General features: G+C 61.9%; 16 protein-coding genes. 12 read left to right on the top strand and 4 right to left on the bottom strand.

Going from position 1 to position 15049, the window contains the following annotated elements; genetic code table 11:
* The first annotated feature begins 31 nt into the window (after window positions 1-31).
* The 3 genes from G8767_RS23325 to G8767_RS23315 all read left to right on the top strand — a co-directional run bounded on the left by G8767_RS23325 (window position 32) and on the right by G8767_RS23315 (window position 2567).
* Window positions 32-781, top strand: a complete 750-nt coding sequence (locus G8767_RS23325) for an SDR family oxidoreductase (protein ID WP_124569074.1) — start codon at window positions 32-34, stop codon at window positions 779-781.
* Window positions 782-843: 62 nt separating this feature from the next.
* A complete protein-coding gene (locus G8767_RS23320; RefSeq protein WP_124569073.1) occupies window positions 844-1308 on the top strand; it encodes an Rrf2 family transcriptional regulator in 465 nt (154 codons plus the stop codon).
* Window positions 1309-1424: 116 nt separating this feature from the next.
* Entirely contained in the window at window positions 1425-2567 is a 1143-nt protein-coding gene (locus G8767_RS23315; RefSeq protein WP_124569072.1) for a GGDEF domain-containing protein, read from the top strand.
* Between the two features lie 26 nt (window positions 2568-2593).
* On the opposite strand, the gene G8767_RS23310 is transcribed toward G8767_RS23315, so the two are convergent.
* On the bottom strand, window positions 2594-3478 hold the full coding sequence (locus tag G8767_RS23310; RefSeq protein ID WP_166812046.1) for a helix-turn-helix transcriptional regulator: 885 nt from the start codon (window positions 3476-3478) through the stop codon (window positions 2594-2596).
* Window positions 3479-3645: 167 nt separating this feature from the next.
* Here G8767_RS23310 and G8767_RS23305 point away from each other — a divergent pair, with 167 nt between their 5' ends.
* From G8767_RS23305 to G8767_RS23290, 4 genes are read left to right on the top strand one after another with little or no spacing between them, the layout of a single operon-like run.
* On the top strand, window positions 3646-4683 hold the full coding sequence (locus G8767_RS23305) for a zinc-dependent alcohol dehydrogenase family protein (RefSeq protein WP_166812044.1): 1038 nt from the start codon (window positions 3646-3648) through the stop codon (window positions 4681-4683).
* Between the two features lie 25 nt (window positions 4684-4708).
* A complete protein-coding gene (locus tag G8767_RS23300; protein WP_346843025.1) occupies window positions 4709-6181 on the top strand; it encodes an MFS transporter in 1473 nt (490 codons plus the stop codon).
* A 1-nt stretch (window position 6182) separates the two neighbouring features.
* Entirely contained in the window at window positions 6183-6320 is a 138-nt protein-coding gene (locus tag G8767_RS23295) for a DUF2255 family protein (protein WP_095972115.1), read from the top strand.
* 40 nt (window positions 6321-6360) lie between these two features.
* Entirely contained in the window at window positions 6361-6774 is a 414-nt protein-coding gene (locus G8767_RS23290; protein ID WP_095972004.1) for a cupin domain-containing protein, read from the top strand.
* 13 nt (window positions 6775-6787) lie between these two features.
* Here the strand turns inward: G8767_RS23290 and lexA are convergent, their stop codons facing one another.
* Window positions 6788-7477, bottom strand: a complete 690-nt coding sequence (lexA, locus tag G8767_RS23285) for a transcriptional repressor LexA (protein WP_185564890.1) — start codon at window positions 7475-7477, stop codon at window positions 6788-6790.
* Window positions 7478-7554: 77 nt separating this feature from the next.
* On the opposite strand from lexA, the gene G8767_RS23280 reads away from it, so the two are divergent.
* Window positions 7555-8025 carry a hypothetical protein gene (locus G8767_RS23280; RefSeq protein WP_166812042.1) on the top strand — a complete coding sequence of 157 codons (471 nt, stop codon included), beginning with the start codon at window positions 7555-7557 and terminating at the stop codon, window positions 8023-8025.
* A gap of 83 nt (window positions 8026-8108) precedes the next feature.
* Here the strand turns inward: G8767_RS23280 and G8767_RS23275 are convergent, their stop codons facing one another.
* Window positions 8109-9608: an NAD(P)/FAD-dependent oxidoreductase gene (locus G8767_RS23275; RefSeq protein WP_166812040.1), complete on the bottom strand. Its 1500-nt coding sequence runs from the start codon at window positions 9606-9608 to the stop codon at window positions 8109-8111.
* A gap of 506 nt (window positions 9609-10114) precedes the next feature.
* Here G8767_RS23275 and G8767_RS23270 point away from each other — a divergent pair.
* Window positions 10115-10774: a LuxR C-terminal-related transcriptional regulator gene (locus tag G8767_RS23270; protein ID WP_166812038.1), complete on the top strand. Its 660-nt coding sequence runs from the start codon at window positions 10115-10117 to the stop codon at window positions 10772-10774.
* Between the two features lie 168 nt (window positions 10775-10942).
* Window positions 10943-11830: a ScbA/BarX family gamma-butyrolactone biosynthesis protein gene (locus G8767_RS23265; protein WP_166812036.1), complete on the top strand. Its 888-nt coding sequence runs from the start codon at window positions 10943-10945 to the stop codon at window positions 11828-11830.
* A 38-nt stretch (window positions 11831-11868) separates the two neighbouring features.
* Here the strand turns inward: G8767_RS23265 and G8767_RS23260 are convergent, their stop codons facing one another.
* On the bottom strand, window positions 11869-12513 hold the full coding sequence (locus G8767_RS23260) for a ScbR family autoregulator-binding transcription factor (RefSeq protein ID WP_019745609.1): 645 nt from the start codon (window positions 12511-12513) through the stop codon (window positions 11869-11871).
* Between the two features lie 86 nt (window positions 12514-12599).
* On the opposite strand from G8767_RS23260, the gene G8767_RS23255 reads away from it, so the two are divergent.
* A complete protein-coding gene (locus tag G8767_RS23255; RefSeq protein WP_166812034.1) occupies window positions 12600-13442 on the top strand; it encodes an NAD-dependent epimerase/dehydratase family protein in 843 nt (280 codons plus the stop codon).
* Between the two features lie 361 nt (window positions 13443-13803).
* The gene (locus tag G8767_RS23250) at window positions 13804-14922 is read left to right on the top strand and encodes a hypothetical protein (protein ID WP_166812032.1); all 1119 of its coding nucleotides are present in this window, start codon (window positions 13804-13806) and stop codon (window positions 14920-14922) included.
* Window positions 14923-15049: the final 127 nt, after the last annotated feature.

The raw sequence follows: 15049 nt of genomic DNA, 5'->3' as shown, positions 1-15049 counted from the left end.
GACACGACTTATCCAAGTAAAGGAGAAAATCATGAAAATCGTCATTTTCGGAAGCGGACTCATCGGAAGCCAGGTCGCCGCCAAACTCGCTGACGCCGGGCACGACGTGAAGGCACTCGGTCGCGGCGACGGGATCGACATCACCACCGGCGCAGGTATCGCCGAGGCAGTCGAGGGGGCCGACGTCGTCGTGGATCTGACCAATTCCCCTTCGTGGTCGGACGAAGACGTCTTGGCCTTCTTCCGTGACGGAACCAGCCATATCCTCGCTGCGGAAGAGAAGGCGGGAGTCGGTCACCACGTCATCCTGTCCATCGTCGGCGCCGATCGACTGCCCGATTCCGGGTACATGCGAGCCAAGGTCGCCCAGGAAGACCTGGTCAAGGCCGGCCCGACCCCCTACACGATCGTCCGCTCCACCCAATTCTTCGAGTTCGTCGCCGGAATCGCCGACGCCGGAACCACTGACGGCACGGTCCATGCGACGCCGGCACATCTGCAACCCATTGCGTCGCGGGACGTCGTTTCTCACGTCGCCGAGGTAGTGACCGGTGCGCCGCGTAATGGCACGGTCGAGATCGCCGGGCCCGAACCGCTGGGTATCGACGAACTGGTCCGGCGACTGTTCCTCGTCACCGGCGACAAGCGTTCGGTGATCTCCGATCCCGAGGCCGGCTACTTCGGCGCGAAACTCGACAACTCGGCACTCACCCCGACACCCGGCGCCGATGCATGGATTGCGCCGACAACGTACGACGCGTGGCTTGCCGAGAAGGCCTGACATCGACTGCTGAACCGATGTCCGACCCGCACCACTTTCCGCGGCGTCGATAGAGTCCAATCATGAAGCTTTCCGGAGGCGTGGAGTGGTCACTCCACTGCTGTGTGGTTCTCAGCCAGGCCGAGGGGCCGGTACCCACAGCCAGACTCGCCGAACTTCACGGGGTGTCGAAGACATACCTGGCGAAGCATCTGCGAGCGCTCGCGCACGCCGGTCTGGTCAATCCGACCGAGGGCCGTGACGGCGGGTACGTCCTCACCCGAGCTCCCGAGAAGATCACCGTTCTCGACGTCGTGCAGGCCGTCGACGGCACCGAACCTGCTTTCCGGTGCACGGAGATTCGACAGCAAGGAATCCTCGCCGCCCCACCGGAACAGTGCCGTTCCGCCTGCGGAATTGCCAAAGTGATGGCCGACGCCGAAAAAGCCTGGCGCGCATCGCTGTCAGGGGTCACTATTGCAGATCTTGCTGCAACCCTGGATCTTCCGGCCCTCAGAAAGATCCTGACCGCGCCGATCACGCCCTAGCAGTCCTCACCTCACGAGGCATCAATCCATCGTTCAACTATCGGGTACCTTGTTCGGGGATCAAATCTTGACGAAGAATCTTCCGGGAATTTTCGCAAGATCTCGGAGGGGGTTTCATGGGAGTCAGTGGCACTGCGGGGTTGGGGCAGAACATTCGTCAAACAACTGGACTGTTGAGTCGCTGGTGGTCTCTTGCCTACGACGGCGAATGGTTCCCGAGGTTCCTGGCTGCTCGATCGATGTTGGGGACAGCCAGGGTGGTCGTCACCTTTTGGTGTGCTGTGTTCGTGGCACTCGCCGTACTGGCTCAATTCGTGAAGGGCGGCGCAACCGAACTCCCTGAACGGCTCGCGGCGGGCACAGCATGCATGATCGCGCTCTACTGCATGGTTCGTTGGTCACTCGGACGATCCTGGCCGAGCCACCGCCAATCCGTTCGATTCATTGCGCTCACCAACATCTGTTTGTCCTTGATACTGCTCGCCGGAATCCATGCGAGTTTCCTGGCATTGACCGGCGCCGTTCTGTTCGTGGTCGTCGCGAACTATTCGTCGGTATTCCACAGCCCCCGGATAGTCACTGCACAGATCATCGGCGCGCTGTTCGTCGTTGCCCTACTGACAATTCGAGCTGTAACCGATCCGGATACCGACTCTTCGCTGTCGGTGTCCACCGGATTCGTCATCGGGTGTGTCATCGCCTCAGCCGCGATGACCGTGCATTTCCTCGTCTTGTACTTGACCGACGATGCACGACACTCTTGGCGCGATCCACTCACCGCTGCTCTGAACCGACGTGGGCTGCACAACGTCTGGCAACAGCTGTTCGGTGTCGGCGAACTCCAGGGACACGTTGTTCTCGCGGTGGTGATCGACGTCGATTCGTTCAAGAGCGTCAACGACAAACTCGGTCACGCAGAAGGTGATCGAATGCTGGTGACAGTGGGCCGACGACTGAACTCGGCCGTCGGAGAGACCGGACTGGTCGCGCGGACCGGCGGTGACGAGTTCGTGATTCTCATGCCTGTCGAGCCACGTCGCATCGAACAAACCGTGGTCGACATCCACAACTCGATCTCGAAGCCTGCCGGCAGACAGACGATCTCGGTGAGTGTCGGAGCCAGCGTGTGGCTGTCCTCGACAATCCCGGACGCGTCCGGAACCATCGATCGAATACTTGCCGACGCCGACAACGCGATGTATCGAGCCAAGCGACGAGGTGGAGACCAAGTAGCCTGGGCGGTAACGCATCTGAGCTGAATCGGCACGTTTACTGCCGATCGAAATCAGAGCGCCGCTTCGCTGCCGTTCGCCGGATCCAACTGATCCTGGGTTGCCGCCCAACTCGCCAGGAGTTTGAGTGCATCAGCCGTGGGCGTCCCGGGCGCGGCGGTGTAGACCAGCAGTGTCAGACCGGGATTGGACGGCAGTTCCATCGCCTCGAAGTTCAGCTCCAGGTCGCCGACGACGGGGTGACGAACCTTCTTGAAACCCGTCCGATGAAAGCGCACATTGTGTTTCGCCCACCGGGTACGGAATACCTCACTCCGAGTGGCAAGTTCACCGATGAGCTCGGTCAGCGCCTTGTCGTGGGGGTTGCGCCCGGCTTCCGAGCGGAGCATCGCGGCGATGTCGTCTGCCGCGCGCTCCCAATCTACGAAGAAGTCCTGCGACGCCGGGTCCAGGTACACGAAGCGGGCGTTGTTCGCCGGCCTACGCGGATCAGCCAAGACTGGCGAATACAACGCGCGCGCCATGCGATTGGCCGCCAGCATGTCGTGCCTGGCATTGCGTACCCACGCCGGCGCGTCCGTGATGGCGTCGAGTATCTGCTGAATCGCCGGGCTCACGCCCTTGGGGGCGGGCCGCTTTCTACTCGGCGCGCCTGCACTGGCGGCCTTCGCGAGGTCGTACAAATGGGCAGTTTCGGCTTCGTCGAGTTGCAATGCTCGGGAAAGGCTTTCGAGCACCGAGTCCGATGCTCCCGCCAGATTTCCGCGTTCCATGCGCACGTAGTAGTCGATGCTCACACCGGCGAGCAGAGCGACTTCCTCACGGCGCAACCCCTTGACGCGGCGGTTTCCGCCGTAGGCCGGCAGCCCTGCCTGCTCGGGTGTGATGCGAGCACGACGGGAGCTGAGGAATTCGCGAATCTCGGCTCGGTTGTCCATGCAGTTCACGTTACTCGAGCGGCGATCGCCGAGGGAGGTACTGCCGTTACCTGGAACAACAGACACTCCCGCGCCCGCGAGGCGCGGCGTTGACTGATTGCAGTCGACCGGTTCACGCAGAAACGTCGACTTCTATGCACGCGACACCAGAAGCAAGAGGGGACACCATGCGAGCAACCATCATGTACGGCGCCGAAGACGTTCGAGTCGAGACCGTGCCCGATCCGGTACTGCAGCAGCCGACGGACGCGATCGTGCGGGTCGTCAGGGCCTGCGTTTGCGGCTCTGACCTGCATCCTTACCACAACATGCCGGCGACGCCCGGTGGTTCCCCGATGGGCCACGAATTCGTCGGAGTAGTGGAAGAGACCGGTCGCGAGGTGTCCACGTTGAAGAAGGGCGACTTCGTCATCGCCCCCTTCGCCTGGTCGGACGGAACATGCGACTTCTGCCGCGAAGGCTTGCAGACCTCCTGCCGACACGGCGGATTCTGGGCCGGAAACGGGATCGGAGGCGGTCAGGCGGAGGCCATCCGAGTGCCGTTGGCAGACGGCACCCTGGTCAAGGCGCCGGTCGGTGAGGATTCCGAACTCCTGCCATCACTGCTGACGCTCTCCGACGTCTTCGGCACCGGCTATCACGCGGCGGTCAAGGGTGGCGTCAACGAACGCACGACGGTCACAGTTATCGGCGATGGAGCAGTGGGGCTGATGGCAGTGCTCTCCGCCAAACGCCTCGGTGCCGAGCGCATCATCCTGATGGGGCGCCACAAGGCCCGTACGGACCTCGGTGTCGATTTCGGAGCCACCGATGTAGTTACCGAACGTGGTGACGAGGGCGTCGAGAAGGTCCGCGAACTGACCGGCGGCGACGGCACTCACGTCGTCCTCGAAGCGGTAGGCCACATGCCTGCCTACGAGCAGTCGCTCGGAGTTGTCCGACCGGGCGGCGTCATCAGCCGAGTCGGAGTACCCCAATACGAAGAAGCTCCAATCGGTTTCGGGTCGCTCTTCGGACCGAACATCACGCTCACCGGTGGACCGGCCCCGGTGCGCGCGTACATCGAAGAGCTGATGCCGGATGTACTCGACGGAAAGATCGAGCCGGGCAAGGTCTTCGACCGCACCGTCGGGCTCGACGACGTTGCGGAAGGCTACCGCGCCATGGATTCCCGTGAATCGTTGAAGGTCCTCGTCCGCCCGTAATCCACCACTTGCGAAGAAGAAGCGCGTGACCCACACTGCCACCCGTCCCGTTGCCGGTCGCATCAATTCCACCGCGATCTTGGCGATCATTCTGATCAGCTATTTCATGATCCTGCTCGACAATTCGATCATCTTCACCGGGCTGCCCAGCATCCAAAGCAGCATGGGTTACTCGGCAACCGGGCTGTCCTGGGTCCAGGACGCCTACACCCTGGTCTTCGGCGGGCTTCTCCTGCTGGGTGCTCGTCTCGGGGACATCTTCGGCCGTCGTCGCGTATTCGTGGCCGGTCTCGCGATTTTCGCGATTGCGTCGTTTCTCGTCGGGGTCGCGTCGAACGGTTGGTGGCTCATCGCAGCGCGCGCTCTCCAAGGCGTCGGAGCCGCAGTGGTGGCCCCGGCGTCGCTGTCACTGCTGACGGCCAGCTTTCCGCCCGGCCCGGGGCGAACGCGTGCTGTTGCCTGGTACGGCGCTGCGGCGGGAATAGGCGCCAGCCTCGGACTCGTGATCGGCGGCGCCCTTGCCAACTGGGTGTCCTGGCGCGCGGGCTTTTTCATCAACGTTCCGATCGGCATCGCGATGATCGTGCTCGCTCCCCGGTTCATTCCGGAAACCCAGCCGAGCACCGGACGTTTCGATGTGGCCGGTGCTGTTCTCGCGACACTCGGCATGACCGCGCTCGTCTTCGGCATCGTCAACTCGGCCGACGCGGGGTGGACCTCACCGATCACTGTTTCGACACTGGCGGCTGGGGCGATACTACTGATCCTGCTCTTCCTCAACGAAGCGAGAGCGGAGCAGCCGATCATGCCACTGCGGTTGTTCCGTAGCCGGGAGCGATCCGGCGCTTATGCCGCCCGAATGCTCTATCTGGGTGCCATGATCGGATTCTTCTACTTCACGACTCAGCTACTCCAAGGCGTCATGGGCTTCAGCGCGTTCCAAGCAGGCATCGCGTTCTTCCCGATGACGATCGTCAATTTTGCTGTGGCGATGCTTATTCCGCGGCTGACACCGCGATTCGGAAATTCCACAATTCTGTCGGTTGGCATTGCCGTCACCCTAACCGGGATGGCGTGGCTCAGTCTGGTCCATCCCGGCAGCACGTACCTCACGGCGATAGCACTTCCGATGATCTTGATCGGCGCCGGTCAGGGGTTGGCTTTCGCCCCACTGACTTCTGCCGGGATCTCCGGGGTAGAGGCCGAGGATGCCGGTGCCGCATCAGGATTGGTCAACACTGCACACCAACTGGGCAGCGCTCTCGGACTCGGCGTACTCGTCGCGGTCTCGTCAGGAGCCGGACCCTCTGCCGACAACGCTGCAACGGCACTCACCGATCACGTGTCAACGGCTCTCACTGCAGGAACCGCCCTGCTCGCCGCTTGTCTCGTCATCGCCCTCGCAATGATCGTCCCGTCCACGAGAACGCGAAGTACCACAAAGCAATTCGAACCGGAGAAGGGAATTCGAGATGGCGCACTCGTGAACCGAGGCTGAACTGATCACGATCGGCGGCGCCGAGGAATCGCAGATCTCCTCGCACCGCCGCGACGGCACCGCAAGGCCATACATCACGATTTGGGTTGTCCATGCCGAGAACCAACTGTACGTTCACTCGGCCTACGGATTCCGCTGACGCAGAACTGAACCGCCCCTATCGATTCCGAGGAGAAATCATGGAAATCTTGAAGCCCCAGCCCACCAGCAAGGCACCCGGCGACTGGTTCACCGGCGACGTCTGGTGGGACGTCATCTATGCCGGCCAGGAGCCGTCGAGGATGCGCGCCAACATGGTTCGCTTTGCACCGTGTGCGCGAACCGACTGGCATTCCCACTCCCTCGGACAGACCCTTCACATCGTCTCCGGTACCGCTCTGGTTCAAGCTCGCGGCGGCGAGATCGTCGAAGTTCACCCGGGCGAGACCGTCTATACCCCGGCGGGAGAGGAACACTGGCACGGCGCGGCACCCGACCGTTTCATGAGCCACCTTGCACTGTGGGAAGGACCCGGCGACGGAAGCACCGAAACGACATGGGGCGACAAAGTCACCGATGAGGAATACAACGGTCCCCGCGCCAACCTCCGCTGAGACCGGATCCCCCTCAGATACGTCGCATCACGGAAACGACCTTGCCCAGGATGGCCGCGCGATCGCCGTCGATGACGCTGTATGCGGGATTGCGGGGTTCGAGGTACACGTGACCGTCGCGGCGCCGGAGCACCTTCACGGTGGCCTCGCCGTCGATCATCGCGGCGACGATCTCGCCGGAGTGTGCCTCGTCCTGGCGGCGCACCACGACGACGTCGCCGTCGCAGATGGCTGCGTCGACCATCGATTCACCACGCACCCGAAGCCCGAATACCGTGCCGGAACCGACGAGCTCGCGAGGAAGCGCCAGCACCTCGTCGGTGTGCTCCTCCGCGAGGATCGGCGCGCCGGCGGCAATGTCACCGACCACCGGAACCGTCACGGTGTTCGACGACGACTGTTCCTTCGCGCCTGCGAGGAACGGCCGCACGTCCAACTGCCGAGCCATGGCTGCTCCCCTACGGAGGAAGCCCTTCTCTTCGAGACTCTTGAGGTGCTTGGACACTGTCGACGTCGAGCGCAGACCAACCGCGTCTCCGATCTGCCGCGTGCTCGGCGTGCACCCGTTGGCAGCCACGAGGTCCCGGATGGTCATCAGGATCTGCTGCTGGCGGAGCGGCAGGGAGGAGGCGTCGAGGCCACCGAACATGTCGAGATCGTCGTAATCGGTCACGACGAGAATCGTAGTGAGGGGTCCCGACATCCAGGCCTGGCGGCCGGAGTCTGCCAGAAACGGCACAAGCAGTTTGTTTATCGTGCAGCACATGGCACGCTGGGTTGATGGAGCCCCTCGAACCGATGCGCCCAGTGGGCGTCACCGAGGACACTCATACCTCGACGCCGATCTGGAAGTCGGCGCCGGTCACTCTGGGAACGGTGGGCGTATTTGCCTACGCCTTGATGTCCACGAGAACCGGCGTCGTCGAAGTTGCACTTGGCGGGGTGATCGCGATCGCCGGCGCCGCCCTCTACTTCATTTCAGTAATGCGCACGATCAGAGAAAACTCGGACAGCCGCGTACCCCTGCTCGGAACCCCACCCGTCTCGCCCCGTGACGTCGACCTGCTCGCCGGGGCCGGGATGCCCTTGATCATGGGCGGATCGTTGCTGGCCATACGAGCAGCGGGATGGACCTGGCCCTACCTCTACCTCGGACTGCTGGCCGTGATCATGGTCGCTGCCTATGTTCTTCCCGTCGTGCTGCACAACCGACGATTGCGGAAGCGAACTCACCGATCACGAACCCCGTGACGCGATCGGGTACGCCGACGCAACATCGCCAGCCCATTCGCCGACGTTCGAGTGGTGCGACCGGCTCGCCTCAGTGAAGTCGGCTAGGCACTGGCGACCTTGCTGACAGGTTCGACCGGAATGTCGACCTTGCTGAACTGCAGCACACCGTCTTCGATCTCGGCGTCGTGCATCAGCTTGCGGTCGCGGTAGTAATTGTTGACCACTTTCCACGCACCGCGGGCACCCTGACGCGGCATCTCTCCGTCGCCGCGCTGGATGTAGCCCGAGGTCAGGGCTCCGCCCATGAGAGATTCTTCGGCGAAGTCCTCAGGTTCGGCGTGAACCTCGAAAGTCGTGTAGTCGCGCTTACGCATGATCTCGAGTACGCGACACAGATAGGACGCGGCCAGGTCGGCCTTGAGCGTCCAGGATGCGTTGGTGTATCCGAGAATCATCAGGAAGTTCGGGATGTCGGAGTAGAGAACACTCTTGTAGGCGACTGTCTCGTTGAGCTTGACCGGCTCGCCGTCGATGCTCATGGTCGCCCCGCCCAGGATCTGTACGTTCAAGCCCGTCGCCGAGACGATGATGTCGGCCTCGAGTTCGCGGCCCGACTCGGTCACGATGCCCTTCTCGGTGAACGTCGCGATACGGTCCGTGACGATGTCGGCCTTGCCGCTCTTGAGCACCTTGAACAGGTCCCCGTTGGGAACCACGCACAGGCGCTGATCCCACGGGTTGTAGCTGGGGGTGAAGTGACGCAGGTCCACGTTCTTGCCGAGTTGCAAGCGGATCTGAGTGAGGAACAGCTTCTTCGCCAGCTTCGGATTGGTACGTGAGAGCTGAAAGCTGGCGCGTTGCAGTGCGATATTGCGGGCTCGACCGATCTTGTAAGCAATCTGGTCGGGAACGCGTGCCAGCTTGAGACCCTTGGCAACAGGGTCCTCGGACGGTAGCGCCTGGATCCACGTGGGCGAGCGCTGCAGCATGGTGACGTGGCCGGCAGTGGGAGCCATCGACGGGATCAGTGTGATCGCGGTGGCACCGGACCCGATGACCACGACCTTCTTGCCGCTGTAATCGAGATCTTCCGGCCAGTGCTGCGGGTGCACGATCTGACCGCGGAAATCGTCCTCACCGGGGAAGGTGGGGCGGTAACCCTTGTCGTAGTTGTAGTAACCACAGGCGCCGACGAGGACGTTCGCGGTCCACGTCTCGGTCGCACCCGTCGCCTCGATCAAGACGGTCACGGTCCACTGAGCCCTCGCACGATCGAAGTCCATGGCCACGACCTTGCGGCCGAAGTTGATGTGGTCGGTGACGCCGTATTCCTTCGCGGTTTCCTCGACGTAGTCACGAATACTGGCGCCGTCCGCGAGCACCTTGGTGCCGATCCACGGACGGAAACCGAATCCGAAGGTGAGCATGTCGGAGTCCGAACGGATGCCGGGGTACTTGAACAGGTCCCAGGTGCCACCGATGTTCTCGCGGCGCTCGAGGATCGCGTAAGTGCTTCCGGTCTGCTCACGAATGAGGTGGCAAGCCGCGCCGATTCCGGACAAGCCAGCGCCGATGATCAGTACGTCGACATGCTGTGTCATGAGGAAACTCGTTTCGTAGGTCGTCGCGAAGCTACATCTGGCGTCGGCAGTGGCCGAGAATTATCAACCGGTCCAGGCCGGATGCCCTAAGGTCAGCGCCAATCAACAGGGTATGTGCAACCGACGGTAACAGTCAATATCTCGACCAGACTCGAGACAGAACGTCACGGATGGCGGCGCGCCTGCCGCATGGCAATTCGATCGAGACGGCTGAACGCCTCACGCCACCGAGGTGTCGTTCACACCGCCGGCGAAATGCCCGACGGCTCGCCTACTCGGGATAGCCATCCCGAAACATTCATCGCTCCAACATAATTCGAGAACCAAACGTGCGAGCTTCTCCAGGCGGACAGGTAACTGAGATATCGCCGTTACCCTCGTGCGCATCAGATGGAGAGGTCACTGCGACCGCTGGCGCACTGACGAGACCACTCTGAAACCAACGGTGTTGGTTTCGCGGCAACGAGAACAGACCGGATTGGGCCTCCACCGGCGGTGTAGTCCCTATGACACACTCCAGCACAGTCACCGTGTACACCACTCGTCGCGATCGAGGATTCGCCCATGCAATCGCTGCCGGAATCAGCGACAGGGCTGATTCCGGGCCACACACCGCAGACATGAGTCTGTTGGAGAACCACACCAGCGAGCACGGTAGAGCGCTTGTTCTTCTACCACTCGGGGGCGTCGATTGGCAGGTGAAGGAGCTCTCCGCGCTCGAAGGATCGGTCCTGATCGGCGATCTCAGTGGTGGCCACTCCCTGATTCGGGGGCTCGCGGCGGGCGCCCGCACGGCGCTCAACTCGCAACTACCGTTCGCATCGCTGCTCGATGAGCTGCAGGCCGCGCTCAACCCCAACTCTGCTCAGCCTGCGCACGACACTTCCTCTCTCGTACAACGCATCCGGTTGCGCGCCGAAGAATTCGCACGAATCAGCAGTCTCACCGATCGCGAATTCGAAATCATGGGACTTCTCTACGGCGGTTCCAATGTCGACTCGATTGCTCGAACCGCCCACATTGCACCGACCACGGTTCGCGCCCACATCCGAAGCATCTTGCAGAAGCTGGGGGTGCACTCCCAACTGGAGGCCTGCGGGATGCTCCGCCGCTCTGGTCACGACACACGCAGATACCCGTTGGAGCTTCGGATCGGACGCTTCTAGCAGGAAGCACCCATAGACACACTCATTGAGATGGGTGCTCACTCTGATCGAACTCGACCTTCGCAAAGATCGTCAATTTTGACGATTCGACGACGTGCCCGGACGTCGAATATTAGGTCCTACACGACGCCGAAGACACGAGTGAACATCGAAAGGTGCATTCAATCAATGGAATACACACGCACAGTGCCGCGACATCTCGTCCACAGACATGCTGTTGCCGAGGTTTTCCTGACGGACTACCGGATCGAATCGAACTCGGCGTACCAGGTTGCTGTGCAACTCCCGCTCTCGCACCGAATATTCGACGCATCGAGCGAGCAACACGATCCGCTCGGGGTGGCAGAAGCATTCCGGCAGGCAGTGGTGCTTCTGTGCCACACCCGATACGACATTCCACTGCACTACAAGTTCCTCATGGAAACATTCAGCTTCGAGATGTTGGATGCGCTCGACGTGCAACCAGTCGCGGAGCCGTTGAGTTTCTCGATGACAGTGGACAACCTCACCCATCGCGACGGAGCGGTCTCGGGCGTCGAAATGACGGGGGTCCTCCGAGAGGGCGCCCGGCACGTCGCCGGATGCAAAGCTGTTGCGCGAGGAGTCAGCCCCGAGGGATACCGTCGAATTCGACAAGGACGAGAAGACTACCGCCCGAGTCGGCGCATCCTTCCCACCGGAACCGCGGTGGTCGGTTCGGAGCGGGTCGGACGTTTGACCGATGGAGATGTGCTCATCAGTACTGATGCTGCTGGGCACACGATGTACTGCACTCCCGATCCGCGCAACCACTCCCTTTTCGACCACCCCGTCGACCACATCCCGGGAATGATCCTTTTCGAGGCCGCTCGACAGGCGGTGCGGTACCGCACCGGCGCCCCAGCAACACGTATCGCCTCACTCTCGGCGACCTTTCCGAGGTTCACCGAATGGGAAACGCCGTGCGAGGTGTCAACGACTCCACTCGACGCGTCAGGCCGTGTGCACCGAGTTCGGTTCACTCAAGAACTGGAAACGACTGCGGAACTTGAACTTACAGTTGCGGACCAATTATGAGAGGACACGGACACGTCCTTCTCGTAGCGTCGTTGACGTCAAACGCTCGGAGGTTCCCACTCCCTCGGTGCAAGCGCGGCCAGTTGCATGACATGCGCCAACTTGTCCTCGCGGACAATCGTGGGCAACACCAAGTTCCACATCTGACTCAACCGCTCGTACAGATCGGTTCTGCCCGTCAGCATTTCCGAGAGAATCTGCACTCCGGTGAACGACCCCACGACGAATCGAGCCAACGCGTCGATGTCGGTGCCCGGGACGATATCGCCGGCTTCCGCCGCTTGGGTTGCCACCTGCTTGATGGCCTCGATCCAATCGAGGTACGGCTGTTCGATGGGACCTTGAATACTGCCGATCTCCATCGTCAACCGCATGCCACCTCGCGCGATGGGCTCCGTCACAAGCTGCCGAGCCATCTCCTGCGAAACGAGCACAAGGGTTTCGACCGCAATGTCGGAATGCGCAGCAACCCGTCGGGTCCCCTCCATCGCCATACCGTGCTGCGCTGCGATGACCGCGTGCGCAAGCTCCTCCTTGGACGCGAAATGAAAATACATCGCGCCCTTGGACACACCCCCGTGTTGCAAGATCGTGCCCAGACTGGCGGAGTACCCGAACTTCTCAAAACTCTTCGCAGCACCCAAAATGACAGCCTGGCGCGTGAGGACCGCACGCTCCTGCATGATCTACCCAGCTCTCGTTGCCGACGGAATGAATCTCAACGATACGTCGAAAGACCCGGCAGCAACGCTCCCGACACGGACACACCGTGACGACTCTGGTCCTCGGGGCCACTGGTTTCATCGGCTCGGCGGTGATGAACCAGTTGGTTTCCCGGGACGGAAACGCTGCGATCGGTTTCGTTCGCACGGACGGCGCGGCCAAGCAACTCAGCCGCAACGGAATTGCCGCCACTATCGGCGACATCAACGAAAGCGCCTCTCTACGAGTTGCAATGAGCCAGGCGTCGACCGTCATCTGCTGCGTGTCGTACGTGGGCGACGACGAACAACAGTGTGTTCACGTCAACGAACACGGCATACGTAACGTTGCGTCGATCGCCACCGCCGTCGGCGTCGAACGGCTGCTCTACGTCAGCACGGCCGCGGTGTACGGGCCAGGCCCGTTTCGAGACCTGCCGGTCAACGGCGCACCTCTCAAACCCCTCTCACCTGCCAGTCGCACGCGGGCTCTCGCCGAGAAGTTCGTGCGCGACGCCGGCGGCCTCGTCGTCCGGCCCCATCTCGTGTACGGACCCGGCGACAGATGGTTTCTGCCGACACTGACGCGAATTGTCTCTCGACTCGACTCGATCATCGACGACGGCAACGCGGTACTGTCAGTAGTCGACGTAGACCTACTCGCCCGATCTATCCACAAGCTGTCGATAGAACACCAATTTCGCTACGGCTCAACACTTCACGTCAACGAACCTGCCCCACGGACAGTCATCGACCTTCTCGAGCATCATGCGCGGGAGACCAATTGGACTCTGCCCCAGAGCTCTATCCCCCGCGCCGACGCAGTGAAAGCTGCTGCCCAGCTGGGTCTCGACATGCACAAGATAGACATGATCAGTCTCGATCACTGGTTTCGGTCGAGACTGTACTGATGACACAAAGGTTGCTCTCGCCAAAACAACTGCCTCCCAGACTTTTCAGTTCTCATTCGGGATCATCCTGCGCAATGAGCAGGACCTATTGCGCTGTCACTACAGACGAACAGTGCGAGCTCTGATGGACGAAAACCATGGCTGCACAACGACGGCAACGGTCGTGCTCACCACAAGTGGCGGCGTTCCGCGACTGGCAGCGGCCTGGCGTTCCCATCCGTCCACTTTCGTCACCGAATGCAGCGTGTGACGATCTACTTCGTGACGGCGAACGGTCCAGTGCGCCGACACCACGGGGAGCAAGTCTTCCGTCTCGCCGACCTCAGCTACCGTGACCTGAACCAGAAAAACGGGAGATCAGATGCTCACTGCGGAATCTTTGCTGTCGGGACCGCGCGGGCGCAGGATGCTGCTCGCGTACGCGATCGACGCCGAACGCACCCTGCGGCCGGAGCCAGGCGACGGTGTGTTCCGCATCAGCGCTCACCGGGCGGCTTATCACCTCGATGTCGGGCAAGGAACCACCCGAGTGTTGTTCGGCCCGGGCGCCGAAGAGGCCCGTCAGACCATAGTCACCGCCGAGGACGTGGCGCGCAGCCTCTCGGAAATATCGCTTCCCGACGTCACCGCCGTCGATCTACGCTCCGCCCTCGCTGAAGCCGTCGATGCGGCACGCTACTGGCAGGAGCCCGACGGAGAAGACGTCCTCGTCGCCACCGCGGTGGTGCGAGACGAGCTTCGACGCGTCGCCGAGCACATCGCCGGATCCGAACACGCGCAGTGGTGGAGCACCTCGCTTGCCGCGTCTGACCAATGGTCGATCATGAGCCGAGGTGACGACTCTCCGGGCACAGGCGAAGTGCCTGCTGCGCAACGACTGCTCAGCGAGTGGCGCACGAGCACCCTGGAATCGGAAGCAAGAGCTGAACGTGACCGCCCGGTGGATCCTGAAGCGAACTGGTCAGGCTATTGGTGGTCTAATCCACCCACTCAGTGTTCGACGAGGGCTCTGCTCGACGGAACTCCGGCGGGCTTGTGGTTCGTCGAAGACAGCATGGGATGGGAACGCTCCGTCGTGCGGGCATTGCGGCCGCCGAATGGCGCACGCATCTACGAAATCGACGGTGCACAAGCCTGGTCAGACCTGTGCAGACGGTTCCCGCTCGAGGTCACCGCAGAAACGCGGCAGGTTTGGTACCGGACGACCGGTCGATCAGGCAGGTGGGTCATCCCCGATTGGATGCAGGTCGCGGAAAGTTTTGAGGGAGTGCACCTCACCGTGACGGGATACCTGGCGGCGGCAGGAACCGCGATCGACGTCGATGCCGACACGGCGAGCGTCATCGCGGGCTGGGCACCCGACGAAACATACTGGTTCACCGATGCTGCCACCTACATCTCCGAGCCATCTGTTTGGGTGCTGCACTCCGGCATGGAGGTGGCAGACCAACCCGCATGGACGCTGGAATCACAACAATGACGCCATGCGTGAGGGTCTGCTAGGCATCGGATTTCGCGAGTCACCGATCGCGGTTGCCCTCCGAGACGGGGCAACTGCCCCGTGCACGGTCGGCAGGAGTACATACGTGCACGCAGAGCACGCAGAA

The organism is Rhodococcus sp. IC4_135, from assembly GCF_011602025.1.
GTDB classification, from domain to species: domain Bacteria; phylum Actinomycetota; class Actinomycetes; order Mycobacteriales; family Mycobacteriaceae; genus Rhodococcus_F; species Rhodococcus_F baikonurensis.
The sequence above is the reverse complement of the archived record's forward strand: the minus strand, read 5'-3'. Positions and strand labels throughout refer to the sequence as shown.

Bases quoted from the DNA above. Each gene is read 5' to 3' on its own strand.
- G8767_RS23325 (WP_124569074.1), top strand. From the start codon at position 32: ATGAAAATCGTCATTTTCGGAAGCGGACTCATCGGAAGCCAGGTCGCC.
- G8767_RS23320 (WP_124569073.1), top strand. From the start codon at position 844: ATGAAGCTTTCCGGAGGCGTGGAGTGGTCACTCCACTGCTGTGTGGTT.
- G8767_RS23315 (WP_124569072.1), top strand. From the start codon at position 1,425: ATGGGAGTCAGTGGCACTGCGGGGTTGGGGCAGAACATTCGTCAAACA.
- G8767_RS23310 (WP_166812046.1), bottom strand. From the start codon at position 3,478: ATGGACAACCGAGCCGAGATTCGCGAATTCCTCAGCTCCCGTCGTGCT.
- G8767_RS23305 (WP_166812044.1), top strand. From the start codon at position 3,646: ATGCGAGCAACCATCATGTACGGCGCCGAAGACGTTCGAGTCGAGACC.
- G8767_RS23290 (WP_095972004.1), top strand. From the start codon at position 6,361: ATGGAAATCTTGAAGCCCCAGCCCACCAGCAAGGCACCCGGCGACTGG.
- lexA (WP_185564890.1), bottom strand. From the start codon at position 7,477: ATGTCGGGACCCCTCACTACGATTCTCGTCGTGACCGATTACGACGAT.
- G8767_RS23280 (WP_166812042.1), top strand. From the start codon at position 7,555: ATGGAGCCCCTCGAACCGATGCGCCCAGTGGGCGTCACCGAGGACACT.
- G8767_RS23275 (WP_166812040.1), bottom strand. From the start codon at position 9,608: ATGACACAGCATGTCGACGTACTGATCATCGGCGCTGGCTTGTCCGGA.
- G8767_RS23270 (WP_166812038.1), top strand. From the start codon at position 10,115: ATGACACACTCCAGCACAGTCACCGTGTACACCACTCGTCGCGATCGA.
- G8767_RS23265 (WP_166812036.1), top strand. From the start codon at position 10,943: ATGGAATACACACGCACAGTGCCGCGACATCTCGTCCACAGACATGCT.
- G8767_RS23260 (WP_019745609.1), bottom strand. From the start codon at position 12,513: ATGCAGGAGCGTGCGGTCCTCACGCGCCAGGCTGTCATTTTGGGTGCT.
- G8767_RS23250 (WP_166812032.1), top strand. From the start codon at position 13,804: ATGCTCACTGCGGAATCTTTGCTGTCGGGACCGCGCGGGCGCAGGATG.